Source organism: Neobacillus sp. KR4-4 (genome assembly GCF_042136325.1).
GTDB lineage: Bacteria > Bacillota > Bacilli > Bacillales > Cytobacillaceae > Neobacillus.
The window spans coordinates 84,097-100,638 of sequence record NZ_JBHHJU010000020.1; the positions used below are offsets into that span (position 1 = coordinate 84,097).

A 16,542-nucleotide genomic window follows, 5' to 3' on the forward strand; every position below is an offset into this window, starting at 1 on the left:
AGTTATAATGTAAAACTTATCACACATTCATTTTTCAGTCAATCTAGTCTTAAGTTTTACCATTCTTAAAGATCTCTTTAGTCAAATAAGAAAAAGGCTGCAACATCGCAGCCAGATTAGTTAGAATATTCCCGTCCCTTTTCCAAAGTTATCAAGCAATGCACGCACTTCATCTGTTGATTTCGTGTTCATCAATTGATTTCTTAATTCAGCAGCTCCAGGGAATCCTTTAACATAAATTTTGAAAAAACGATGAAGCCCTGTAATGGAACGTGGCAGTACTTCCGCATATTGATCTTGAAGATCAAGCTGTAGTCTTAATAGATCTAGGTATTCTTTACTGCTATGCTCTCTAGGCTCTTTTTCAAAAGCAAATGGATTTTTAAAAATACCTCGTCCGATCATCACGCCATCAATACCATATTGTTCAGCAAGCTGCAGGCCAATTTGACGGTCAGGAATGTCTCCATTGATTGTTAGTAGCGTATTGGGTGCGACACGGTCACGTAATTTTTTGATTTCCGGAATTAGCTCCCAATGGGCATCTACTTGGCTCATTTCCTTTCTTGTCCGCAAATGAATCGAAAGGTTCGCAATATCCTGATTTAAAATATGCGTTAACCACTCCTCCCACTCATTGACATCCTTATCGCCAAGTCGAGTTTTCACGCTGACAGGCAGCCCGCCCGCTTTTGCTGCTTGAATAAGTTCTGCCGCAACGTCTGGGCGCAGAATAAGACCACTGCCTTTCCCCCTCGATGCCACATTCGGTACTGGGCAGCCCATATTAATATCGATGCCTTTAAATCCTAGCTCTGCCATACCAATACTCATTTGACGGAAATATTCGGGATTATCCCCCCAAATATGAGCTACAATTGGCTGTTCATCTTCTGTAAAAGTTAAACGGCCACGCACACTTTTCATGCCCTCTGGATGACAATAGCTATCCGAGTTAGTAAACTCTGTGAAAAACACATCCGGTCGGCCGGCTTCACTTACGACGTGACGAAAAACAAGATCTGTCACATCTTCCATTGGGGCAAGTACAAAAAATGGCCGTGGTAAATCACGCCAAAAATTATCTATCATTTCAAAACTCAATTCCTCTCACTATGGATCAACTTCAAACACTCGGTCAAAAAATATAATGCCAAAAGTCCATTTCTTATAAACTTATATCATGATTAATAACTTATTATCAAACACAAGGACATTTTCACATTGATGATTTATGCAAAACTATTGTGAAAATCAGCAATGTTTATTTTATCGAAAATCAGTCCTAAATGCTATGTTTATAGACAAAAAAAGTTACCTACCCTTTGTCCTTTTAGGTAGGTCTTTCACTGTTGTTGGGTTTTACTCTTTGCTTTTTTAAAGGTTTGTAAGATGAGATAAAACACAAACAATATAGGTAAATAAATATACAGAAAGCTAGAGGTGACTATGTTCATAAAAGTCCCAACTTTTCTCAGCATCTACTTTACTTTTGACATTAATCACCATGAAATGAACGATAATAATGGATATCCATAATGAAAATCTTGGTTTAAATTTAAACGATTCTTTCAACACTCGAATCACCCCCCACAATGCCATACAACAAGGGGGAAGGATTACTAATAGCCATAAAAAAATAAAGATATATTCAAATCTTTCGATAAATGGAAAGCGGATAATTTTTGACATCATGAGGGTTGGCCAAGTAACATGTTCAAGCTGCCCATGACTAAAATAAACAAAGGAGATGATGGTAACCACTAAATATAAAATAGTTGTATACATTTGTGAAATGTGAGCCCATTTTTGGGAATTTTGATTATTTTTAATAAAAGGAAAATAAATAAGTAAAAATTCTGGTCCTGAGTACATAAAAATACTTTCTTTTGCTGATACCAAATAGTCACTTAAACTGTGATTAAAAACGGGTAATAAATTCGTCCAGTAAGCATATTGGAGTGGAAAATATACCGTTAACAGAAGGAGCGAAGGGATTAGCATCCCCCAAAAACAAATACCGGTAATAACCCTAAAGCCCCCAACAACTAAATATGAAATCACAAAAATCATAGTAAGTGATAAAAACCAGATAGGGGTATTAGGAAAAACCCAAGTAACCAGAACTGATAAATAGGACCTAATTATAGTTGAAACAATTAAAAGCATATATCCATAAAAGAAAATATTTAATATGTTTCCTAGCCATCTCCCAAATATTTGTTGATGTAAAGACATAATATCCCCATTATTTGATTTCTTTAATAGGAAATACAGTAACCAAATAATGAGATGAATACTGATTCCGACTAATAAAACTGAAATCCATGCGTCTTGTTCTGCTCCCTTTATTATTTTACTTTGAAAATTCAACAAGCCTACACCGGTTAATTAGTTTTTCTTCCACATCTAATGGATTAGTTGTAACTAAGCGATCCTCAAATGGAATAAACTTTTTTATATCATTCATTCCACTAATCTTCTCCATATTTTCTTGAATTGCGGGAAGGAGAAGGTTATTTATTTTCTTTGGATCCACCATACTTTTATAGTAACTAATAGTAATATCCTGTTCTCCAGAACTTGAAAGGCATTTATATCACCTAAATTGATTTTATGAAACTCTTTTACTTTGCCCCTGCACTTAGTTTTCATTCCCAATGTATCTTTTTACTTTTATTTTTTAACGACAAAAAACTAACCAGAAAATTCTCCAGTTAGTTTTTTCTCTCTATTGATTCGCATTTTTGAAGGAAGGATTTTGTTAATTAAAATCCTTCCTTCATAATGTTATTTTTGAAATACCTTTCTAATAAACAGTTGTTTATTCTTATAAACAATTATACTTACCAAAGCTAGTATTGCCCCTGATAATACGAATACAGTTCTTACCCCTAACAAGTCTGCTAATATCCCCATTACCAAAGAGCCAGCCCCAAATATCCCCGTTCCAATCGCACTTAATGAGGTATATACAGTAGACAACTGCTCTTTGGTTACACTAGTTTGTATAACCGTTTGTTGAGGAATGTATTTGATTTGTCCAAATAGCCCCATAAAGAGCGATAGACATAAGGCCATGAGCGGATTACTATTTAGGCTAAAAAATATGGTGACTATGAAACCAGTGAATGATCCAACAAAAATTAAAGTACCCAGGTTCTTTTCCACAAAACTAGGATATTTAATACAATAAATGCTTCCTATGATTAAGCCTAGAAAGAAAGCACCATTGACAAACCCCCACCACTTTTCATCAACGTGTAAAGCATCGTTAACGAAAACATATAAAATCGCCGCAATCCATACCGTCCCTGCAATGGTTTCTAACGTGTCTATCAAAGCAATTCTTTTCAATACAGGTGTATTTAATAATGTTTTCCAGCCCTCTTTGAGTTGTTCTAATTTCCCTTTTTGCTCCGATGAGGTATGACTAACAGTTTCTAATAAACTTAGCAAAACACTTGAAATTACGAACAAACATCCAACGAGCCAAATGAGTTGTTGCGGACTTAATATTATTAAAAACAGACTTCCTACGAACCACATTACTGCTTGGATGATTTGAGTAACTGTTTCAGCAATTCCATTAGCTATTATTAAATCATCATTGTTAACATAGTGTGGAATTAATGTTTGTCTTATGGGATTTGCACAACCGTCAAGAAGCGCAATCAATCCAATTATGAAGAAGATTAGATAATAATTAGATGATGTAACACCTACTATCATCAAACCCAAAATAACAAGCAGAATCGTCTTTCCAATTTGTGACCAAGCCATTAACCATTTTAAATTCACTTTTCCCACTAAAAGAGGAGTTAACATGCTGGAAACAAACATAGATGAAGTAATCGTAAATGGAACGAATGATGACACTGTTGCAGAATCTGTTAAGTTGAATATCACACTAATAACACTGACGATATATAGGACATCGCCCATATTTGCAAGCGAATGACCCAACAGTAACAAAGTAAAATTTTTATTCAATTTCATTCTAAATCCCCCGATATTTCAAATTTAGTATTGTTTACGGGAGAACTTAGATCGGACTGTTCATTTTATGCCTATCTCCTTTCAAAATAGGATAAACCTGGGGGATGTAGATTTATCTCAAAATTTTTTCTAAAAAATGATTATATAAATTTTAGCAAATTTAAAACATTCAAAACAGGTGCGGAGCTAAACAATCACAAAAAGATTAATCTTCAATTAATCTCTCGCTTTTTATATAATGAATTACATATTCAAACCTTATCAAAATCAGGAAGGAGATACTACAATGGAAAACTTTTATATGTTTGTTCTTATGTGTATTTTTTTTATCATTTTACCCGGTCCCGATACTGCAATCACTACAAAAAATACGGTCACCGCTGGGAAATCCGGGGGGCTTAAAACACTTTTTGGTATTTGTTGTGCCCTTCTTATCCATACGTCTGCTGCTGTATTAGGACTTTCCGCCATCATTGTGAAATCAGCATTAATATTTTCTGTCTTTAAATATGTGGGGGCTGTTTACTTAATTTATCTAGGTGTTAAGACATTATGGTCTTTAAAGAACAAGGAAGTAGCAGCAAGTGCTGAGATGAATACAAAAAGCAAGTTTGCTAGTAAATCTTGTTTTAAACAAGGGTTCCTTACAAATCTCTTAAATCCCAAAATTGCAATTCTTTTTTTAACCTTTTTCCCTCAATTTGTTGACCCTGGAAGCAATACTTTTTTACCGTTTGTTATCATGGGTACCACTTATACTGTATTGACCGTCCTTTGGTCAGTACTTTATGTCCATTTAATTCATCAGATTAGTACTTTTATGAAAAAACCTAAAACACAAAATATTATTGAAGGACTCACGGGAACCATACTGATAGGCTTTGGGATTAGACTATTTCTTGAAAAGGCTCATCATTAAAAGTTTTATTTTTAGGTAAATTTCTAAATACTCAAAAAAGCTTACTCGTCGAGTAAGCTTAGCCTCTATAAACACTATCACATGTTCCAGGTTTTGGTTCATAAAAACAATGTTCTTTAAATTGTCCAGATTGAGGTTGACCATACCATGTTGGAGGGCAGGGAGCATGTGGATTAAAATACCAAAGTGCATATTTCGCCGGGTGGTCTCTCCAATAATCCAAATTTTGTTTTGCTAATCTTCTTTCAGAAGTTCTTGATCGTTGATAAAATACATTCCCTTTTTGAACTGCCTCAAAGGAATAATTTCCACCTTGTACTTGATAAATTACATTCGGAACTGACCTTAGTCCTTTAAAGTCTAAACAATTGGCTACAAGGCGGTTCACAATAACATTACCAACATATAACATTCCTTGTTTTCCTTCACCCTCGGCCTCTGCTCTCATCATCCTTGCCATTAAGTCAACATCAGAACTTCGATAATTTACTCGTGGCATTTTTCCACCCCCAAAATATAGTATGAAAAAAGGACACTATCTATGTCACTGTTTATTTATTCAGATTGTACGGTTAAAGCTTAATAAAAAAGGACGTCCAAAAAGCTAGACTTTTTGGACATCCTTTCATTTACACAAGTTACATCGTACTGATGTCAATTACAAATCGATACTTCACATCTGAAGCTAAGACGCGTTTATAGGCTTCGTCAATTTGGTCTGCTGAAATTACTTCAATCTTAGGAACAATGTTATGTTTTGCACAGAAGTCCAACATTTCCTGAGTCTCACGGATTCCTCCAATCATTGACCCTGCAAATGAACGGCGATGACCGATAAGGGAGAACACATTTAATGAAAGTGGCTCTCCTGGCGCACCGACGTTGACCATTGTACCATCCAGTGCTAGTAACGAAAGGTAGGCACTAATATCAATCTTAGCACTTACAGTATTGACGATAAGATCGAATGTTCCTGCAAGTTTCTGGAATGTTTCTGGATCACTTGTGGCATAGTAGTTGTCTGCTCCTAATTGCAGGCCATCGTCCTTTTTCTTCAATGATTGTGAAAGAACGGTAACCTCAGCACCCATGGCATGTGCAATTTGGACAGCCATATGACCCAGACCGCCCAAACCAACAACCGCTACTTTCTTTCCTGGTCCAGCCTCCCAATGGTTTAGTGGTGAAAATGTCGTAATACCTGCGCAAAGTAACGGTGCTGCAGCATCAAGCCCAATGATATCAGGAATCCTGACTACAAAGTTCTCCGTTACGACGATGTGGGTAGAATAGCCACCTTGTGTAGGCTCGCCGTATTTGTCGACACCAGCGTATGTAGGGACATTTCCTTTCAGGCAGTATTGTTCCTCTCCTTTACGGCAGTTCTCACAATCCCCACAGGAGTCAACCATACATCCAACCCCTACCCGATCACCGATCTTGTACTTTGTGACCTCTGCTCCTACTTCCGTGACAATTCCCGCAATCTCGTGTCCCGGTACGAGTGGATAATTCACGGGGCCCCATTCGCCGTGAGCCGTATGGATGTCAGAATGGCAAATCCCTGCATATTTAATTTCAATCAGAACATCACGGGAATCAAGATCGCGTCTTTTAATTTCAGCCGCTCGAAACGGTTGGTCTGGACCATCAACAGCTCGTGCTTTAGCAGTTACCATTAATAAAACCTCCAATAATTTATATTTTTTCAAGAGGATTCACTTTAAACGGGACTCATTCATGTTCAAATTCCCCCTCTATCATATTTACCCTCTTCTCTCCCCTTGCAAAACAATATTAATCCTTAGAGTTAACTCTAGGTCAAGTAAAATAATCGAATAAATTTTTAGCCTTTTAATTTCCCTTTTTATGTATACGTACCTTTGACATTAAGCATTTAGCGTGATAAAATCCTCCCTATCCTAGAGTTAACTCGAAGTCCATATCAAAAAGGATGGGAGATAAATGATGAAGACTTATTCTATCAGCGAAGTTGCAAAAGAATTAAACCTTACAGTATATACCTTGCGTTACTACGACAAGGAGGGTCTTATTCCTTTTGTAGAACGAACACCTAGCGGAATACGAATGTTTAAAGAATCTGATATCGGCGCTCTAAAAGTAATTGAATGTCTAAAATCCACTGGGATGCCTATTAAAGAGATTAAAAATTTCATTGATTGGTGTTCTGATGGGGATTCCACTTTGCAACAACGATATGACATGTTTATGGAACGAAAAGCAAATGTAGAAGCACAAATGGAAGAACTAAAAAAAACCATGGAAGTAATCGAGCATAAATGCTTATATTACAAGACTGCATTGGATGCCGGCACGGAAGATATTCATAAAAATGATAAAATAGAAGTTTCTACTATTAATTAAGGCTCACAGTATTGCGGACATTTCTCCCTTTCGCTTGACGAGTTTCGTCCGTAAGAACCGGTATTGCGGACATTTCACTTTATCTCTTAACGAGTTTTGTCCATAAGAACTAGAGCTATGGACATTTCTCCTTAAATGTTAATGTATATAAAACCATCTATAGAAAAAAAGCCGAGCATCCCAATTCAAAATAAAATGCTCGGCTTTTTAGATTGAAAATACTTAAACTAAACCTTGCATAGCCACATCCTGGGTATCCATCCCTAATTCAATAGATTAACTTTCAATTTACCGAAGAAAATTCTCAATAAGGCTAATTTGCTCTTCCGTATTTAAAGCTGGGGCATGACCAAGTTTTGGAATCGTTACCATTTGACAGTTTGGTTTTTGCTTCATTTTTTCCGCAACATCAAGAGGAAGAACGTCGGAAATTTCTCCTCGAATGAGTAATATTTTTGATTGAATTGCTTCCCAGTAGTTCCATAAGTTTAGATCTTCTGTGTGCTGAAATTGCAAAGCAATGTTTGGATCATAATCAGGACTCATTCCACCCTCATCGCTTCTTCTACATGAGTATTGGGTAAAATCATTCCACTCCTCTTCATTCGAAAGACCAAATGTGGTATAAATGGTTTGATAATACTTCTTTAATTCACTAAAGGTTTTAAATTGCGGTGGATTCCCTACATAGCTAATAATTCGTTTAATGCCTTCAATATCCTGAACAGCATTTTCAGAAGCACCTGCTCCAATGTCATTTAAAACTAAATGTGAAATCCGGTTCTGATGATTAAGCGTTCCAGCAATACGCATTCCAATGGCTCCACCCATTGAGGTCCCAACCCATCGGACCCGTTCGATTCCTAAATGGTCCAATAATTGAATCGCCAGGTTACTGTAGTTTTCAAAACAATAGTCCTTTTCGGGGGAAGAACTCCATTGGCTCAATCCCCGCCCAATTGTATCCGGACAAAGGATATAGTAGTTTTGGGATAGATGGCGGGCTAAAGTATCAAAGTCTCGCCCATTTCGAGTTAAACCGTGCCAACAAACCACAGCTGGTTTCTGTGGATCTCCCCATTCTGTAAAATGAACTTCCATTCCATTAATCATTTCAAACCTAGATCTAGGAGAAGACATACAACCACCACCATTCATTTTTAATATTCCGACAATTAAATATTCGATTTACTGGCAAGAATCCCTTCTTCCACCTACTCACAATATATTTGAAATGGGAATTGATTTCTAATTTTTTCATAAAACGTCGGTATTTGTAGAACTTTATTTTGTAATTTTTGAAAAAATTGTAATATAATTTACATATCGTTTATAGATAACGGCAAACTTTTCGAAAGATTGGGACGCAAAGCTACGGGTCTAAGGTTTTAAACTATGATGGCTGGGCTGCCTAAAATAGGACTTATTTTAGGAGGCTAGATTATGAAAAAAATCAATTTGGAATATGCAATACTAGATCAAGACTGGGGAGTTCAAGAACTTGACAATTGTATTCGCCTTCTTATTGATGTGAAATTAAATTGGGATAAAATGGACTTAGAGCCTGAGGTGAAGAATGCCTTTCCTTACTTTCATTTAATTGTTGATCTTTATCCAAACGGATATATTAACTATGAAATGTATCATCATTTTAGTAATTTAAAATTTAAAAGATTTTCGTTTTATAGTTGCTGTGGACAAAAAGAAGGAATGGTTTGTTCGTTCTTTAATCAATATGCGTCGGAAGTTTTTTGCGAAGTTCTGAAAAAAGAGGAGAAGATTAAACACTTCTTTACTTGGCATCTCTCTAATAACAAAAAGAGTGTTAACCAGTAATATTACAATGGCCTTGAATGGAGCTTTTTTTGATTCTTAATATGATGGATGTTGTTAGAAGAGCTGCCAAAATTGGCAGCTCTGATTTTTCCGTTATAGCATCCTTTTTCCTTCAACGACCTTTTAAAGTGAGCCTCATTAGACTAATTTAAACTAGTAGAAATTTAAAATAGAATTGACTGTTTAAACCCTTCAACCATACTTCAATAAAATAAAATTTTTATGAAGTTCCCTTTCATTTATTGAAATCCTGACAGCTAAGTCTTCCGTTCTTAAAACAAAATCTTTTACTCCAATAAATTCAGATTCAGCAATCAAATAGAATTGTGTTCCCTTTTTTAAACCTTTAAAGTTATTCTTTAACTTATATACCTTCATTATTTTAACTAGTTTCTCCCATAATCTTTATTAACACAGACATTTACACTATTTTATTGACTTTTTGAGTCTGCTATCAACAAAAATCCAGTAATGCTCTTCAATTAGAATCAAATCTTATTCTAGAAAAAAAACAATTTTACCATTTATTTATCAATACAATCTTTCCAATTGCTTTATTAGATTCCAAAAAAGTATGTGCTTCATTTACTTGATCAAAATTAAAAACTCTTTCATCTACTAAAGGCTGAAGTTTCCCTTCCTCTACAAGATTTGTTACTTTTCGTAATATGTTCCCATATTCCTGCCTTTTTTCCTTATTCATAATTTTTAAAATCATAAAGGTAATATGTAATGATAGTGCCTTAGCATGCAGAGGTGACAAATCATGCGTTGAGCGTGCTGCGATGGATAATACGGTTCCGTAAGTGGCAGCAGCTTGGAAAGATCGATCTAGGTTTTCGCCACCGACCGTATCGAACACAACGTCAAACCCTTTTCCATCTGTATGTTCTATTACATACTCCTCCACTGACTGTTCTCGATAATTAATGGCCACATCTGCACCTAAACGCTGTCCAATGTTTAATTTTTCCTCAGATGAAGCTGTAGTATATACTTTTGCTCCAGCTACCTTTGCTAGTTGAATGGCGACATGACCTACCCCGCCTGTAGCTCCATGAATAAGGACCGTTTGGCCGTTTTGAATATTCGCACGATTATAAAGTGACTCCCATGCTGTAATCGTTACGAGAGGAAGCGCCGCTGCTTGTGCCATCGTTAAATTTCTTGGTTTAATAGCTAGAAGCTGCACATCCGCAAGCATATACTCAGTTAGGGCACCGTCTGTTCCTTTCACACCACCTGCGCAACCAAAGACTTCATCACCAATCTTGAACTCTGATACTCCGTCTCCAACCTCTACAACTACTCCAGCTACATCGCCGTGTAATATCGCTGGAAATTCTGGTGCAATTGCAGATACCACTCCAGATCGAACTTTTGTATCAATTGGATTTACACTTGTTGCTTTTACATGAATAACAACATGCCCAGGAATTGCCTCAGGCTTATGAACCTTAGCCATCTCAAAAACAGATGGATCACCAAATTTTTTAATCACTTGTGCTTTCATTTGATATCACTCCTCTCCTATCATTTTACATTAAGTATTTAATGTAGCTAAAATAATGTGAACTTTATTTATATAACGTATTTTCTTTTAAAAGCAAAAATCTCATCAACCGCTTGGTGATATCCACCTGATTTTTGAATCGATTCCCTTATAGTTGAAGCAGCTTCATGGAAAGATGGTTCATTTAACACATGATCTGCGGCATCACGAAGTTGATTTGCAGTCAAGCCTTGCATTGGTAATGTAGTACCAGCTCCGAGATTGGCCACCTGCCCGGCAATAATCGGCTGATCCGCGCTTTGAGGGATTACAATGAGCGGAACTCCGTAGTAGAAACCCTCATTGGTACTATTCATTCCACCATGTGTGATAAATAATTTACTCTGTTTTAGCACTTCCGTTTGTGGAACATAATTTTTTACAATAAAGTTTTGAGGGATCTCTCCTAAATCAATTAATGGAGTTTGCTTCCCAATGGACATAACAACCGTATGATCGCTATTTCCAAATGCAGCAAAACAAAGTTTATAAAAATCAATGGCACGGTTAAAAACTGTCCCAAGAGAAATGTAAATAGGACTTTTTCCTTTGATCGTATCAAGGTCAAAGTCATCCTGCATTAATCGTGTGGAGATGGAAGCACCTATAAATTTGAAAGTTTGGTCGAATGCTTCTCCAGAAGGTTGAAACTCTCTAGTTGTATAGACGATTGTGAGTGGGGCTGGATTACAAAAAACTTCGTAAGGAGAAGCAATCTCGACATCATATTTTTCCTTTATCATTGCTGTCAGGCGTTGATATTCATCATTAATTTCCTTAGCTGCTTCTGTAGGAATATTTTTTGAAAGCCGTTCCAGCAGTTTATCGAATGATTCCTTTGTCTCCGCAAAGGATGTACAAGAATTGATGGCAGGAAGATTTAGGATTTGGGCAAGTAAACGTCCACAACCAAACATGGAATCATGGATGATGTAATCAAAATGCTCACCTTCAATCTGTTCAAGCACACTAGGTATAACAATATCTGCCGTATGTAGAAGACCGTTAATCCTTTCTGGTAAATAACTTCTCCCACCTTTGATAAAGGCCTGTATAAATTTTTGACCGTCCAACGTACGCACTGTTGCTCCCGTCTTCTCAATCCGCTCACGAAAATCTTCAATTGTAAAGTACACGACCTCTTCCCCACGCGAAACAAGTTCTTTTACAACTCCAATCGTTGGATTGATATGCCCTTCTGAACCGGCATTAATAAATAATACACGTGCCATTTCTTCACTCCTCATTAGGTTTTGAATCAAAATACTGTTTCATCTTCATGAAGTCATCAGGGGTGTCAACATCCGCTCCCCACATTGGATTGTCAAATGAAACAATCTTCATTACGTGCTTATATTTTTTGATAATGCTATGACCGCCACTATCCCCCTCAATTGTATGGAATTCGTTAAATAATTCTGCATCCATTAAGACCGGATGGCCTAATTCGCCTTGATATTCTGGGCGGACAATCCGAATTCCTTCTTTCCTGCTTGCTTCATAATTTTCCATTAAGGATTGGATGACTGTCCTAGAAACAAGCGGCTGATCCGCTAGGAAAATTATAACAGCATCCACCTGTTCTTTGATAGATTGGATTCCTAGTTTTAGGGAAGTGGACATCCCAGCAGCATAATTCTGGTTAAAAATGATCTGTATTTCTGGAAAGTCCATAGTATGTTGATGGATTTCTTCTATGTATTTACCGGCAACCAAGATGATCGGATCCAAAGAGCTTTCAACGACTGGTCCAAGGACATAAAGAAAAAGAGGTTTGCCATGTATGGATAGTAATAATTTAGGTTCACCCATTCGTTTAGACATACCTGCAGCGAGTATGATTGCACCAATTTTATGCATGAATTTTCACCTTACCATGCAAAGGCATAGGATTTCTCCTGTTTCTAACGACCATTAGTTCCGATACCATACTTAAAGATACTTCTTCCATCGTTTCAGCTCCTATATCCCAAGTCATACAATTGGAGCGCTGATATTCATCGTAAATCATTTTTGCACTTTTAATTTAAGATAAGCCTTTATTTCCTCAATCTTTGCAATTCAAATAATCTTCATCTGTTAATTTGTATCTTATCTCCATATAAAGCTCCTTATAATATTCTTTAAAAACATTTACTTTTATCCGTTACTATTCTTATCTGTATTAGTTTAAACTTTAGATTATTATAATGCATTTTTTGTTTATTTGGTGATTCGAATAAGATTGATTGAAAAAATAGATGGAGAACTAAGTTCTTCAAGTAGCCTGCTAAGTTAGATCAACAAGATTAAAACAGTATTGTCAAACTTATCTGTAAAAATGACAAATTTATGAATCTGGAAAAAAACTCTTTTCAATTTCAGTTTTAATTGATATTATTCCTATTAAAGCAGTAGGAATAGTTGGTGTTATTAAAATGTCTTTGTATGAAAAATTACCAAGTGATTTTTTGATTCAATTTTATTATGAAGTGAAGAAAATGATTTCAAAAGGATTAGTTTCTAAAAATATGTACTATGAATTAGGACTAATAATTGCAGCTGCGTCAAGTAGAGGGATACTATTGGATAAGCCAAAAGATTTTAAACAACACATTGTCCACGAATTATTAATGGAATAATGTAATTAGAATTCCGCCGTGATTGAAGTAAATAGTTAATCGCAGGAAGTCTTTCATTAAACAAACAAAAAAGCCGCTGATAAAAATCAGTGGCTTTCTTCAGCTATAGAACCCGTTAGATTAAGTGTTAAATATTATTGTTGATTTATAATCTATGAAATACCTTAAATTAGGTGACGTGCATTATTAATGCCTTATTTCATAATCTGTACTTAGAGGTGATGCATATATATTAATAAATAAGATGTAAACTGGATACAGAATGCCAGACCCATAAATCAGAAGGCTAAATCTCGGAAATAGTTCTACGCCTACATTAATAGGAAAAACAACAGGGAAAAAGGAGAAAAAAAGAATAAAATATGGTAGCCACAAAAGGAGTGACAAATAGCTGTATTTTCTACTAATATTCCATTTTTTTGTTAAGTAAATGAATAAGATTGTCGAAAGTAGAAGTCCAATAACATTAATAACAGCAATTAAAATGTAAACATTATCCCATTCCCAGCCAGTTAACATACTAATATGAGATACATTTATTATGAGTTCGATTGCTATAAACAACGCTATTGCGTATAACACACTAATAATATTTAACTTTATAAAAAACTTCATCATATACCTCCTTAATAAAGACACAGCAACACCTCTGAGTTAAGTTCTTTATTCAATTATAATCATTCTTAAAGGAACCTGCCACGTTATAGGACAAGAAAATGACCGTTGCAGCGATCATCGTCCTTAACAAAGCACCCATTTTCACTTTTAATTGAGGATAGAGAATTAATTTAGCTTTCGCCATTTCTTAAACCAAACAAGAAATGTATGAATAAAATCGTAATCTTGTCCGAACGTGGTCGTCTTCGGACAGCATTCGTAATTTCAAAGGCAATCATGTCTGAACAGCGATCGTCTTCGGACAGCTCTTGTTATTTCAAAGGCACTCATGTCCGAACATTGGTCGTCTTCGGACAGCTTTCGTAATTTCAAAGGCAATCTTGTCCGAACTTCGCTCGTCTTTGGACAGTTCTCGTAAATTTTAAAGGCAATCATGTCCGAACTTCGGTCGTCTTCGGACAGCTTTCGAAACTTCAAAGGCAATCTTGTCCGAATTATAATTCTTTCTGTAAATCGATTAATGTTCGTATATAATATTTATTAGGACCCTACCAGCTGTTAGCCTAAGTTAATGTTAAAGGAGACTGTGCAATGATTAAACCTTATTTAATGTTCAATAGAGAATGTGCAGAGGCTTTTGAATGGTATCAAAAAGCTTTTGATGGCGAAATGATTTTAATGCAAAAATACGGTGAGATGCCGCCAGACCCTAATTTTCCAATTTCTGAAAGCGATAAAAACCTTGTCCTTCATGCACAATTGAAATTAACCGATTCAGGCATCATTATGGGTTCGGATGGAAAACGGGACATTCCAAACGGAGAGAAAGTGGTCATCAGTGTTGAGCTTGACTCTGAAGAGCAAGCGAAAAAGGCATGGAATGTCCTTGCAGATGGTGGATCTGTTTTTATGGATCTTCAACCAACATTCTTTGCCAAACTGCATGGTTCTGTAAAGGACAAATATGGTGTTAGTTGGATGTTTACAGTGAATAGATAGGGAAATCGCATCATACATCAGAGCTGAAGATCCTTTTTCAGCTCTATTGCTTGTTCATGCATTTGAATCAAATTGGATTATCATCCGCTTATTTTCTTCCACTTAAAATCATTGCATTACCTAATACTTTTTTGTTCAATAAGAGCTTGGGCAATTTCATTTCATTCGCAAGTTTGTAGCTATTCAATTCAGATACCCCATGTTTCTTTAAGACATTTAATAGCTCACTTTGATCCCCAAATATTTTTTCATCCATAAACAAATCTAAGAAAACAAATTCACCACCAGGTCTTAAAACTCTTAATGCCTCTTTCATTACTTCAGTTTTATCACTTCGATCTTTTACTTCATGAAATGTTAAACAACTGACAATTACGTCAAATTCATCATCATTAAAAGGAAGCGCTGCAGCACTTGCTTTCAGAAAGTCAATTCTATCAAAGACCCCTTCTATTTCAGCATTCTGTTGGCATTGAGCTTTCGAATATTCCCAATTCCCGCCCCAATAATCAATTCCTGTTAAATAGGCATTTGGAAAAGTCTTTGCCAGTTTAATAATCAGGGAACCACTTCCTGTCCCTATATCTAGAATGTTTCCCTTTTTAGCCACATTCACCTTGGAAACTATTAAATCATGAATTTTGGACTGATAATTCCCCCCGACTGGTGCGAATTGGTAAACAGAATAAGCAAGGATAAATGTTATATAAATAAAAGGCAGCGCCAACATTCCGAACAAAACTCGCAGAAATATAGGAACAGGGAATAATGTACTCAAGAGAAGACTAAGTGAAATAACCACAAAAATTAGTAGTTTGTAAATTCGAATCCAGGTTTGGTATTTTGTTTTTGTTTTCAAGATATCAGCTATCCTTAATCATCTATTTTTTGTTTGTTATTATTATAAAGGAAATGAATCATCCTTTGTTTAATCTTTATAGAAATTCTTAACTAATTCGTCCATTGTGACAGGCGAACTTGCACTTTCGTATAATGAAATTGGAAACACTATTTAGATCAAACATAAGATGGTGAAACTGGTATGAAAATAAATTTATCAGAGAATCAATTGGCGGAAATAAAACGAATCATTCAAAAAGAACTTTTGATAAAAGGAATAGTACCAACAGATGACTATCTATTTATCCACTGTTTTTCGAAACTTCAGAAAGAAACCGTCTATTATCATTTGTTCATTGAAAATGATACGTTGATCCTCCGCTGCTATGCACGCTTGTTTGACAACCTTGGCCTGAGCGTGTTGGTCAGAAGCACAGCAAAAAATGTATTCGAATATTTGGAATACCAAACCGGATGTAAAAAAACAATTTATCTTGAAAACGGGATCGAGGTAAAAATTTAAAAAAAAAGGTCTACTCAAATCATTGAAGTTCCTTTTATCATACTACTCTACCTGATTATTTCCGAAAACACTCGATCATTGGAATAAGAAAAAGCGTTTCCACTTTTTGTAGAAACGCATCCGTTCGTATTATAAGGTTAACCAGATAAGAAAATATTTCTGGTTGACCTTTATTTATATGGTCTTATTATAACAGTAGCCAGGGTAGAACGTCCGCACCCGTGGGACTTTGATCCCGTCAAGTAAACCG

General features: G+C 35.8%; 17 protein-coding genes and 1 riboswitch. Of the genes, 6 read left to right on the forward strand and 11 right to left on the reverse strand.

All coding sequences use genetic code 11. The features are described from left to right. Window positions 1-120 precede the first annotated feature (120 nt). The 3 genes from ACE198_RS18920 to ACE198_RS18930 form a co-directional block, all read right to left on the reverse strand. The gene (locus ACE198_RS18920) at window positions 121-1,092 is read right to left on the reverse strand and encodes a tRNA dihydrouridine synthase (protein ID WP_098576569.1); all 972 of its coding nucleotides are present in this window, start codon (window positions 1,090-1,092) and stop codon (window positions 121-123) included. Between the two features lie 345 nt (window positions 1,093-1,437). Then, a complete protein-coding gene (locus ACE198_RS18925; RefSeq protein WP_375376679.1) occupies window positions 1,438-2,373 on the reverse strand; it encodes a GerAB/ArcD/ProY family transporter in 936 nt (311 codons plus the stop codon). Window positions 2,374-2,790: 417 nt separating this feature from the next. Then, window positions 2,791-3,999: an MFS transporter gene (locus tag ACE198_RS18930; RefSeq protein WP_375376680.1), complete on the reverse strand. Its 1,209-nt coding sequence runs from the start codon at window positions 3,997-3,999 to the stop codon at window positions 2,791-2,793. A gap of 286 nt (window positions 4,000-4,285) precedes the next feature. Here ACE198_RS18930 and ACE198_RS18935 point away from each other — a divergent pair, with 286 nt between their 5' ends. Further along, a complete protein-coding gene (locus ACE198_RS18935; protein WP_375376681.1) occupies window positions 4,286-4,918 on the forward strand; it encodes a LysE family translocator in 633 nt (210 codons plus the stop codon). A gap of 58 nt (window positions 4,919-4,976) precedes the next feature. Here ACE198_RS18935 and ACE198_RS18940 read toward each other — a convergent pair whose 3' ends face one another. Together ACE198_RS18940 and ACE198_RS18945 are read right to left on the reverse strand one after the other, a co-directional pair. Beyond that, window positions 4,977-5,417: a cell wall hydrolase gene (locus tag ACE198_RS18940; RefSeq protein WP_375376682.1), complete on the reverse strand. Its 441-nt coding sequence runs from the start codon at window positions 5,415-5,417 to the stop codon at window positions 4,977-4,979. A 139-nt stretch (window positions 5,418-5,556) separates the two neighbouring features. Beyond that, window positions 5,557-6,597, reverse strand: coding sequence for an NAD(P)-dependent alcohol dehydrogenase (locus tag ACE198_RS18945; RefSeq protein WP_375376683.1), 1,041 nt, complete (start codon window positions 6,595-6,597; stop codon window positions 5,557-5,559). Window positions 6,598-6,886: 289 nt separating this feature from the next. Between ACE198_RS18945 and ACE198_RS18950 the strand changes: the two genes are divergently transcribed. Then, window positions 6,887-7,303, forward strand: a complete 417-nt coding sequence (locus ACE198_RS18950) for a MerR family transcriptional regulator (protein ID WP_098576466.1) — start codon at window positions 6,887-6,889, stop codon at window positions 7,301-7,303. A gap of 288 nt (window positions 7,304-7,591) precedes the next feature. On the opposite strand, the gene ACE198_RS18955 is transcribed toward ACE198_RS18950, so the two are convergent. After that, the gene (locus tag ACE198_RS18955; RefSeq protein WP_375376684.1) at window positions 7,592-8,443 is read right to left on the reverse strand and encodes an alpha/beta fold hydrolase; all 852 of its coding nucleotides are present in this window, start codon (window positions 8,441-8,443) and stop codon (window positions 7,592-7,594) included. Between the two features lie 191 nt (window positions 8,444-8,634). Next, window positions 8,635-8,718: riboswitch (cyclic di-GMP riboswitch) on the forward strand. Window positions 8,719-8,746: 28 nt separating this feature from the next. Between ACE198_RS18955 and ACE198_RS18960 the strand changes: the two genes are divergently transcribed. After that, window positions 8,747-9,139: a hypothetical protein gene (locus tag ACE198_RS18960; RefSeq protein WP_375376685.1), complete on the forward strand. Its 393-nt coding sequence runs from the start codon at window positions 8,747-8,749 to the stop codon at window positions 9,137-9,139. A gap of 517 nt (window positions 9,140-9,656) precedes the next feature. Here ACE198_RS18960 and ACE198_RS18965 read toward each other — a convergent pair. The 3 genes from ACE198_RS18965 to ACE198_RS18975 all read right to left on the reverse strand — a co-directional run bounded on the left by ACE198_RS18965 (window position 9,657) and on the right by ACE198_RS18975 (window position 12,551). Further along, window positions 9,657-10,652 (reverse strand): zinc-dependent alcohol dehydrogenase family protein, encoded by a 996-nt coding sequence (locus ACE198_RS18965; RefSeq protein ID WP_375376686.1) that lies wholly within the window; start codon window positions 10,650-10,652, stop codon window positions 9,657-9,659. 68 nt (window positions 10,653-10,720) lie between these two features. Beyond that, entirely contained in the window at window positions 10,721-11,923 is a 1,203-nt protein-coding gene (locus ACE198_RS18970) for a macrolide family glycosyltransferase (protein ID WP_375376687.1), read from the reverse strand. A gap of 4 nt (window positions 11,924-11,927) precedes the next feature. Next, on the reverse strand, window positions 11,928-12,551 hold the full coding sequence (locus ACE198_RS18975) for a nucleotidyltransferase family protein (RefSeq protein ID WP_375376688.1): 624 nt from the start codon (window positions 12,549-12,551) through the stop codon (window positions 11,928-11,930). A 557-nt stretch (window positions 12,552-13,108) separates the two neighbouring features. Between ACE198_RS18975 and ACE198_RS18980 the strand changes: the two genes are divergently transcribed. Next, entirely contained in the window at window positions 13,109-13,312 is a 204-nt protein-coding gene (locus ACE198_RS18980; RefSeq protein ID WP_098576459.1) for a hypothetical protein, read from the forward strand. Between the two features lie 667 nt (window positions 13,313-13,979). On the opposite strand, the gene ACE198_RS18985 is transcribed toward ACE198_RS18980, so the two are convergent. Further along, window positions 13,980-14,114 carry a hypothetical protein gene (locus tag ACE198_RS18985; protein ID WP_257148568.1) on the reverse strand — a complete coding sequence of 45 codons (135 nt, stop codon included), beginning with the start codon at window positions 14,112-14,114 and terminating at the stop codon, window positions 13,980-13,982. 407 nt (window positions 14,115-14,521) lie between these two features. Between ACE198_RS18985 and ACE198_RS18990 the strand changes: the two genes are divergently transcribed. Then, a complete protein-coding gene (locus ACE198_RS18990; protein WP_251463083.1) occupies window positions 14,522-14,929 on the forward strand; it encodes a VOC family protein in 408 nt (135 codons plus the stop codon). An 88-nt stretch (window positions 14,930-15,017) separates the two neighbouring features. Here ACE198_RS18990 and ACE198_RS18995 read toward each other — a convergent pair whose 3' ends face one another. Further along, a complete protein-coding gene (locus ACE198_RS18995; protein ID WP_098575489.1) occupies window positions 15,018-15,791 on the reverse strand; it encodes a class I SAM-dependent methyltransferase in 774 nt (257 codons plus the stop codon). A gap of 180 nt (window positions 15,792-15,971) precedes the next feature. On the opposite strand from ACE198_RS18995, the gene ACE198_RS19000 reads away from it, so the two are divergent. Then, window positions 15,972-16,292 (forward strand): hypothetical protein, encoded by a 321-nt coding sequence (locus ACE198_RS19000; protein ID WP_375376689.1) that lies wholly within the window; start codon window positions 15,972-15,974, stop codon window positions 16,290-16,292. The last annotated feature ends 250 nt before the right edge of the window (window positions 16,293-16,542 follow it).

Excerpts from the sequence above, each read along its gene's own strand:
- ACE198_RS18950 (WP_098576466.1), top strand. The coding sequence starts at position 6,887 with ATGAAGACTTATTCTATCAGCGAAGTTGCAAAAGAATTAAACCTTACA.
- ACE198_RS18980 (WP_098576459.1), top strand. The coding sequence starts at position 13,109 with ATGTCTTTGTATGAAAAATTACCAAGTGATTTTTTGATTCAATTTTAT.
- ACE198_RS18985 (WP_257148568.1), bottom strand. The coding sequence starts at position 14,114 with ATGGCGAAAGCTAAATTAATTCTCTATCCTCAATTAAAAGTGAAAATG.
- ACE198_RS18920 (WP_098576569.1), bottom strand. The coding sequence starts at position 1,092 with ATGATAGATAATTTTTGGCGTGATTTACCACGGCCATTTTTTGTACTT.
- ACE198_RS18965 (WP_375376686.1), bottom strand. The coding sequence starts at position 10,652 with ATGAAAGCACAAGTGATTAAAAAATTTGGTGATCCATCTGTTTTTGAG.
- ACE198_RS18945 (WP_375376683.1), bottom strand. The coding sequence starts at position 6,597 with ATGGTAACTGCTAAAGCACGAGCTGTTGATGGTCCAGACCAACCGTTT.
- ACE198_RS18935 (WP_375376681.1), top strand. The coding sequence starts at position 4,286 with ATGGAAAACTTTTATATGTTTGTTCTTATGTGTATTTTTTTTATCATT.
- ACE198_RS19000 (WP_375376689.1), top strand. The coding sequence starts at position 15,972 with ATGAAAATAAATTTATCAGAGAATCAATTGGCGGAAATAAAACGAATC.
- ACE198_RS18960 (WP_375376685.1), top strand. The coding sequence starts at position 8,747 with ATGAAAAAAATCAATTTGGAATATGCAATACTAGATCAAGACTGGGGA.
- ACE198_RS18975 (WP_375376688.1), bottom strand. The coding sequence starts at position 12,551 with ATGCATAAAATTGGTGCAATCATACTCGCTGCAGGTATGTCTAAACGA.
- ACE198_RS18970 (WP_375376687.1), bottom strand. The coding sequence starts at position 11,923 with ATGGCACGTGTATTATTTATTAATGCCGGTTCAGAAGGGCATATCAAT.
- ACE198_RS18930 (WP_375376680.1), bottom strand. The coding sequence starts at position 3,999 with ATGAAATTGAATAAAAATTTTACTTTGTTACTGTTGGGTCATTCGCTT.
- ACE198_RS18990 (WP_251463083.1), top strand. The coding sequence starts at position 14,522 with ATGATTAAACCTTATTTAATGTTCAATAGAGAATGTGCAGAGGCTTTT.
- ACE198_RS18940 (WP_375376682.1), bottom strand. The coding sequence starts at position 5,417 with ATGCCACGAGTAAATTATCGAAGTTCTGATGTTGACTTAATGGCAAGG.
- ACE198_RS18955 (WP_375376684.1), bottom strand. The coding sequence starts at position 8,443 with ATGTCTTCTCCTAGATCTAGGTTTGAAATGATTAATGGAATGGAAGTT.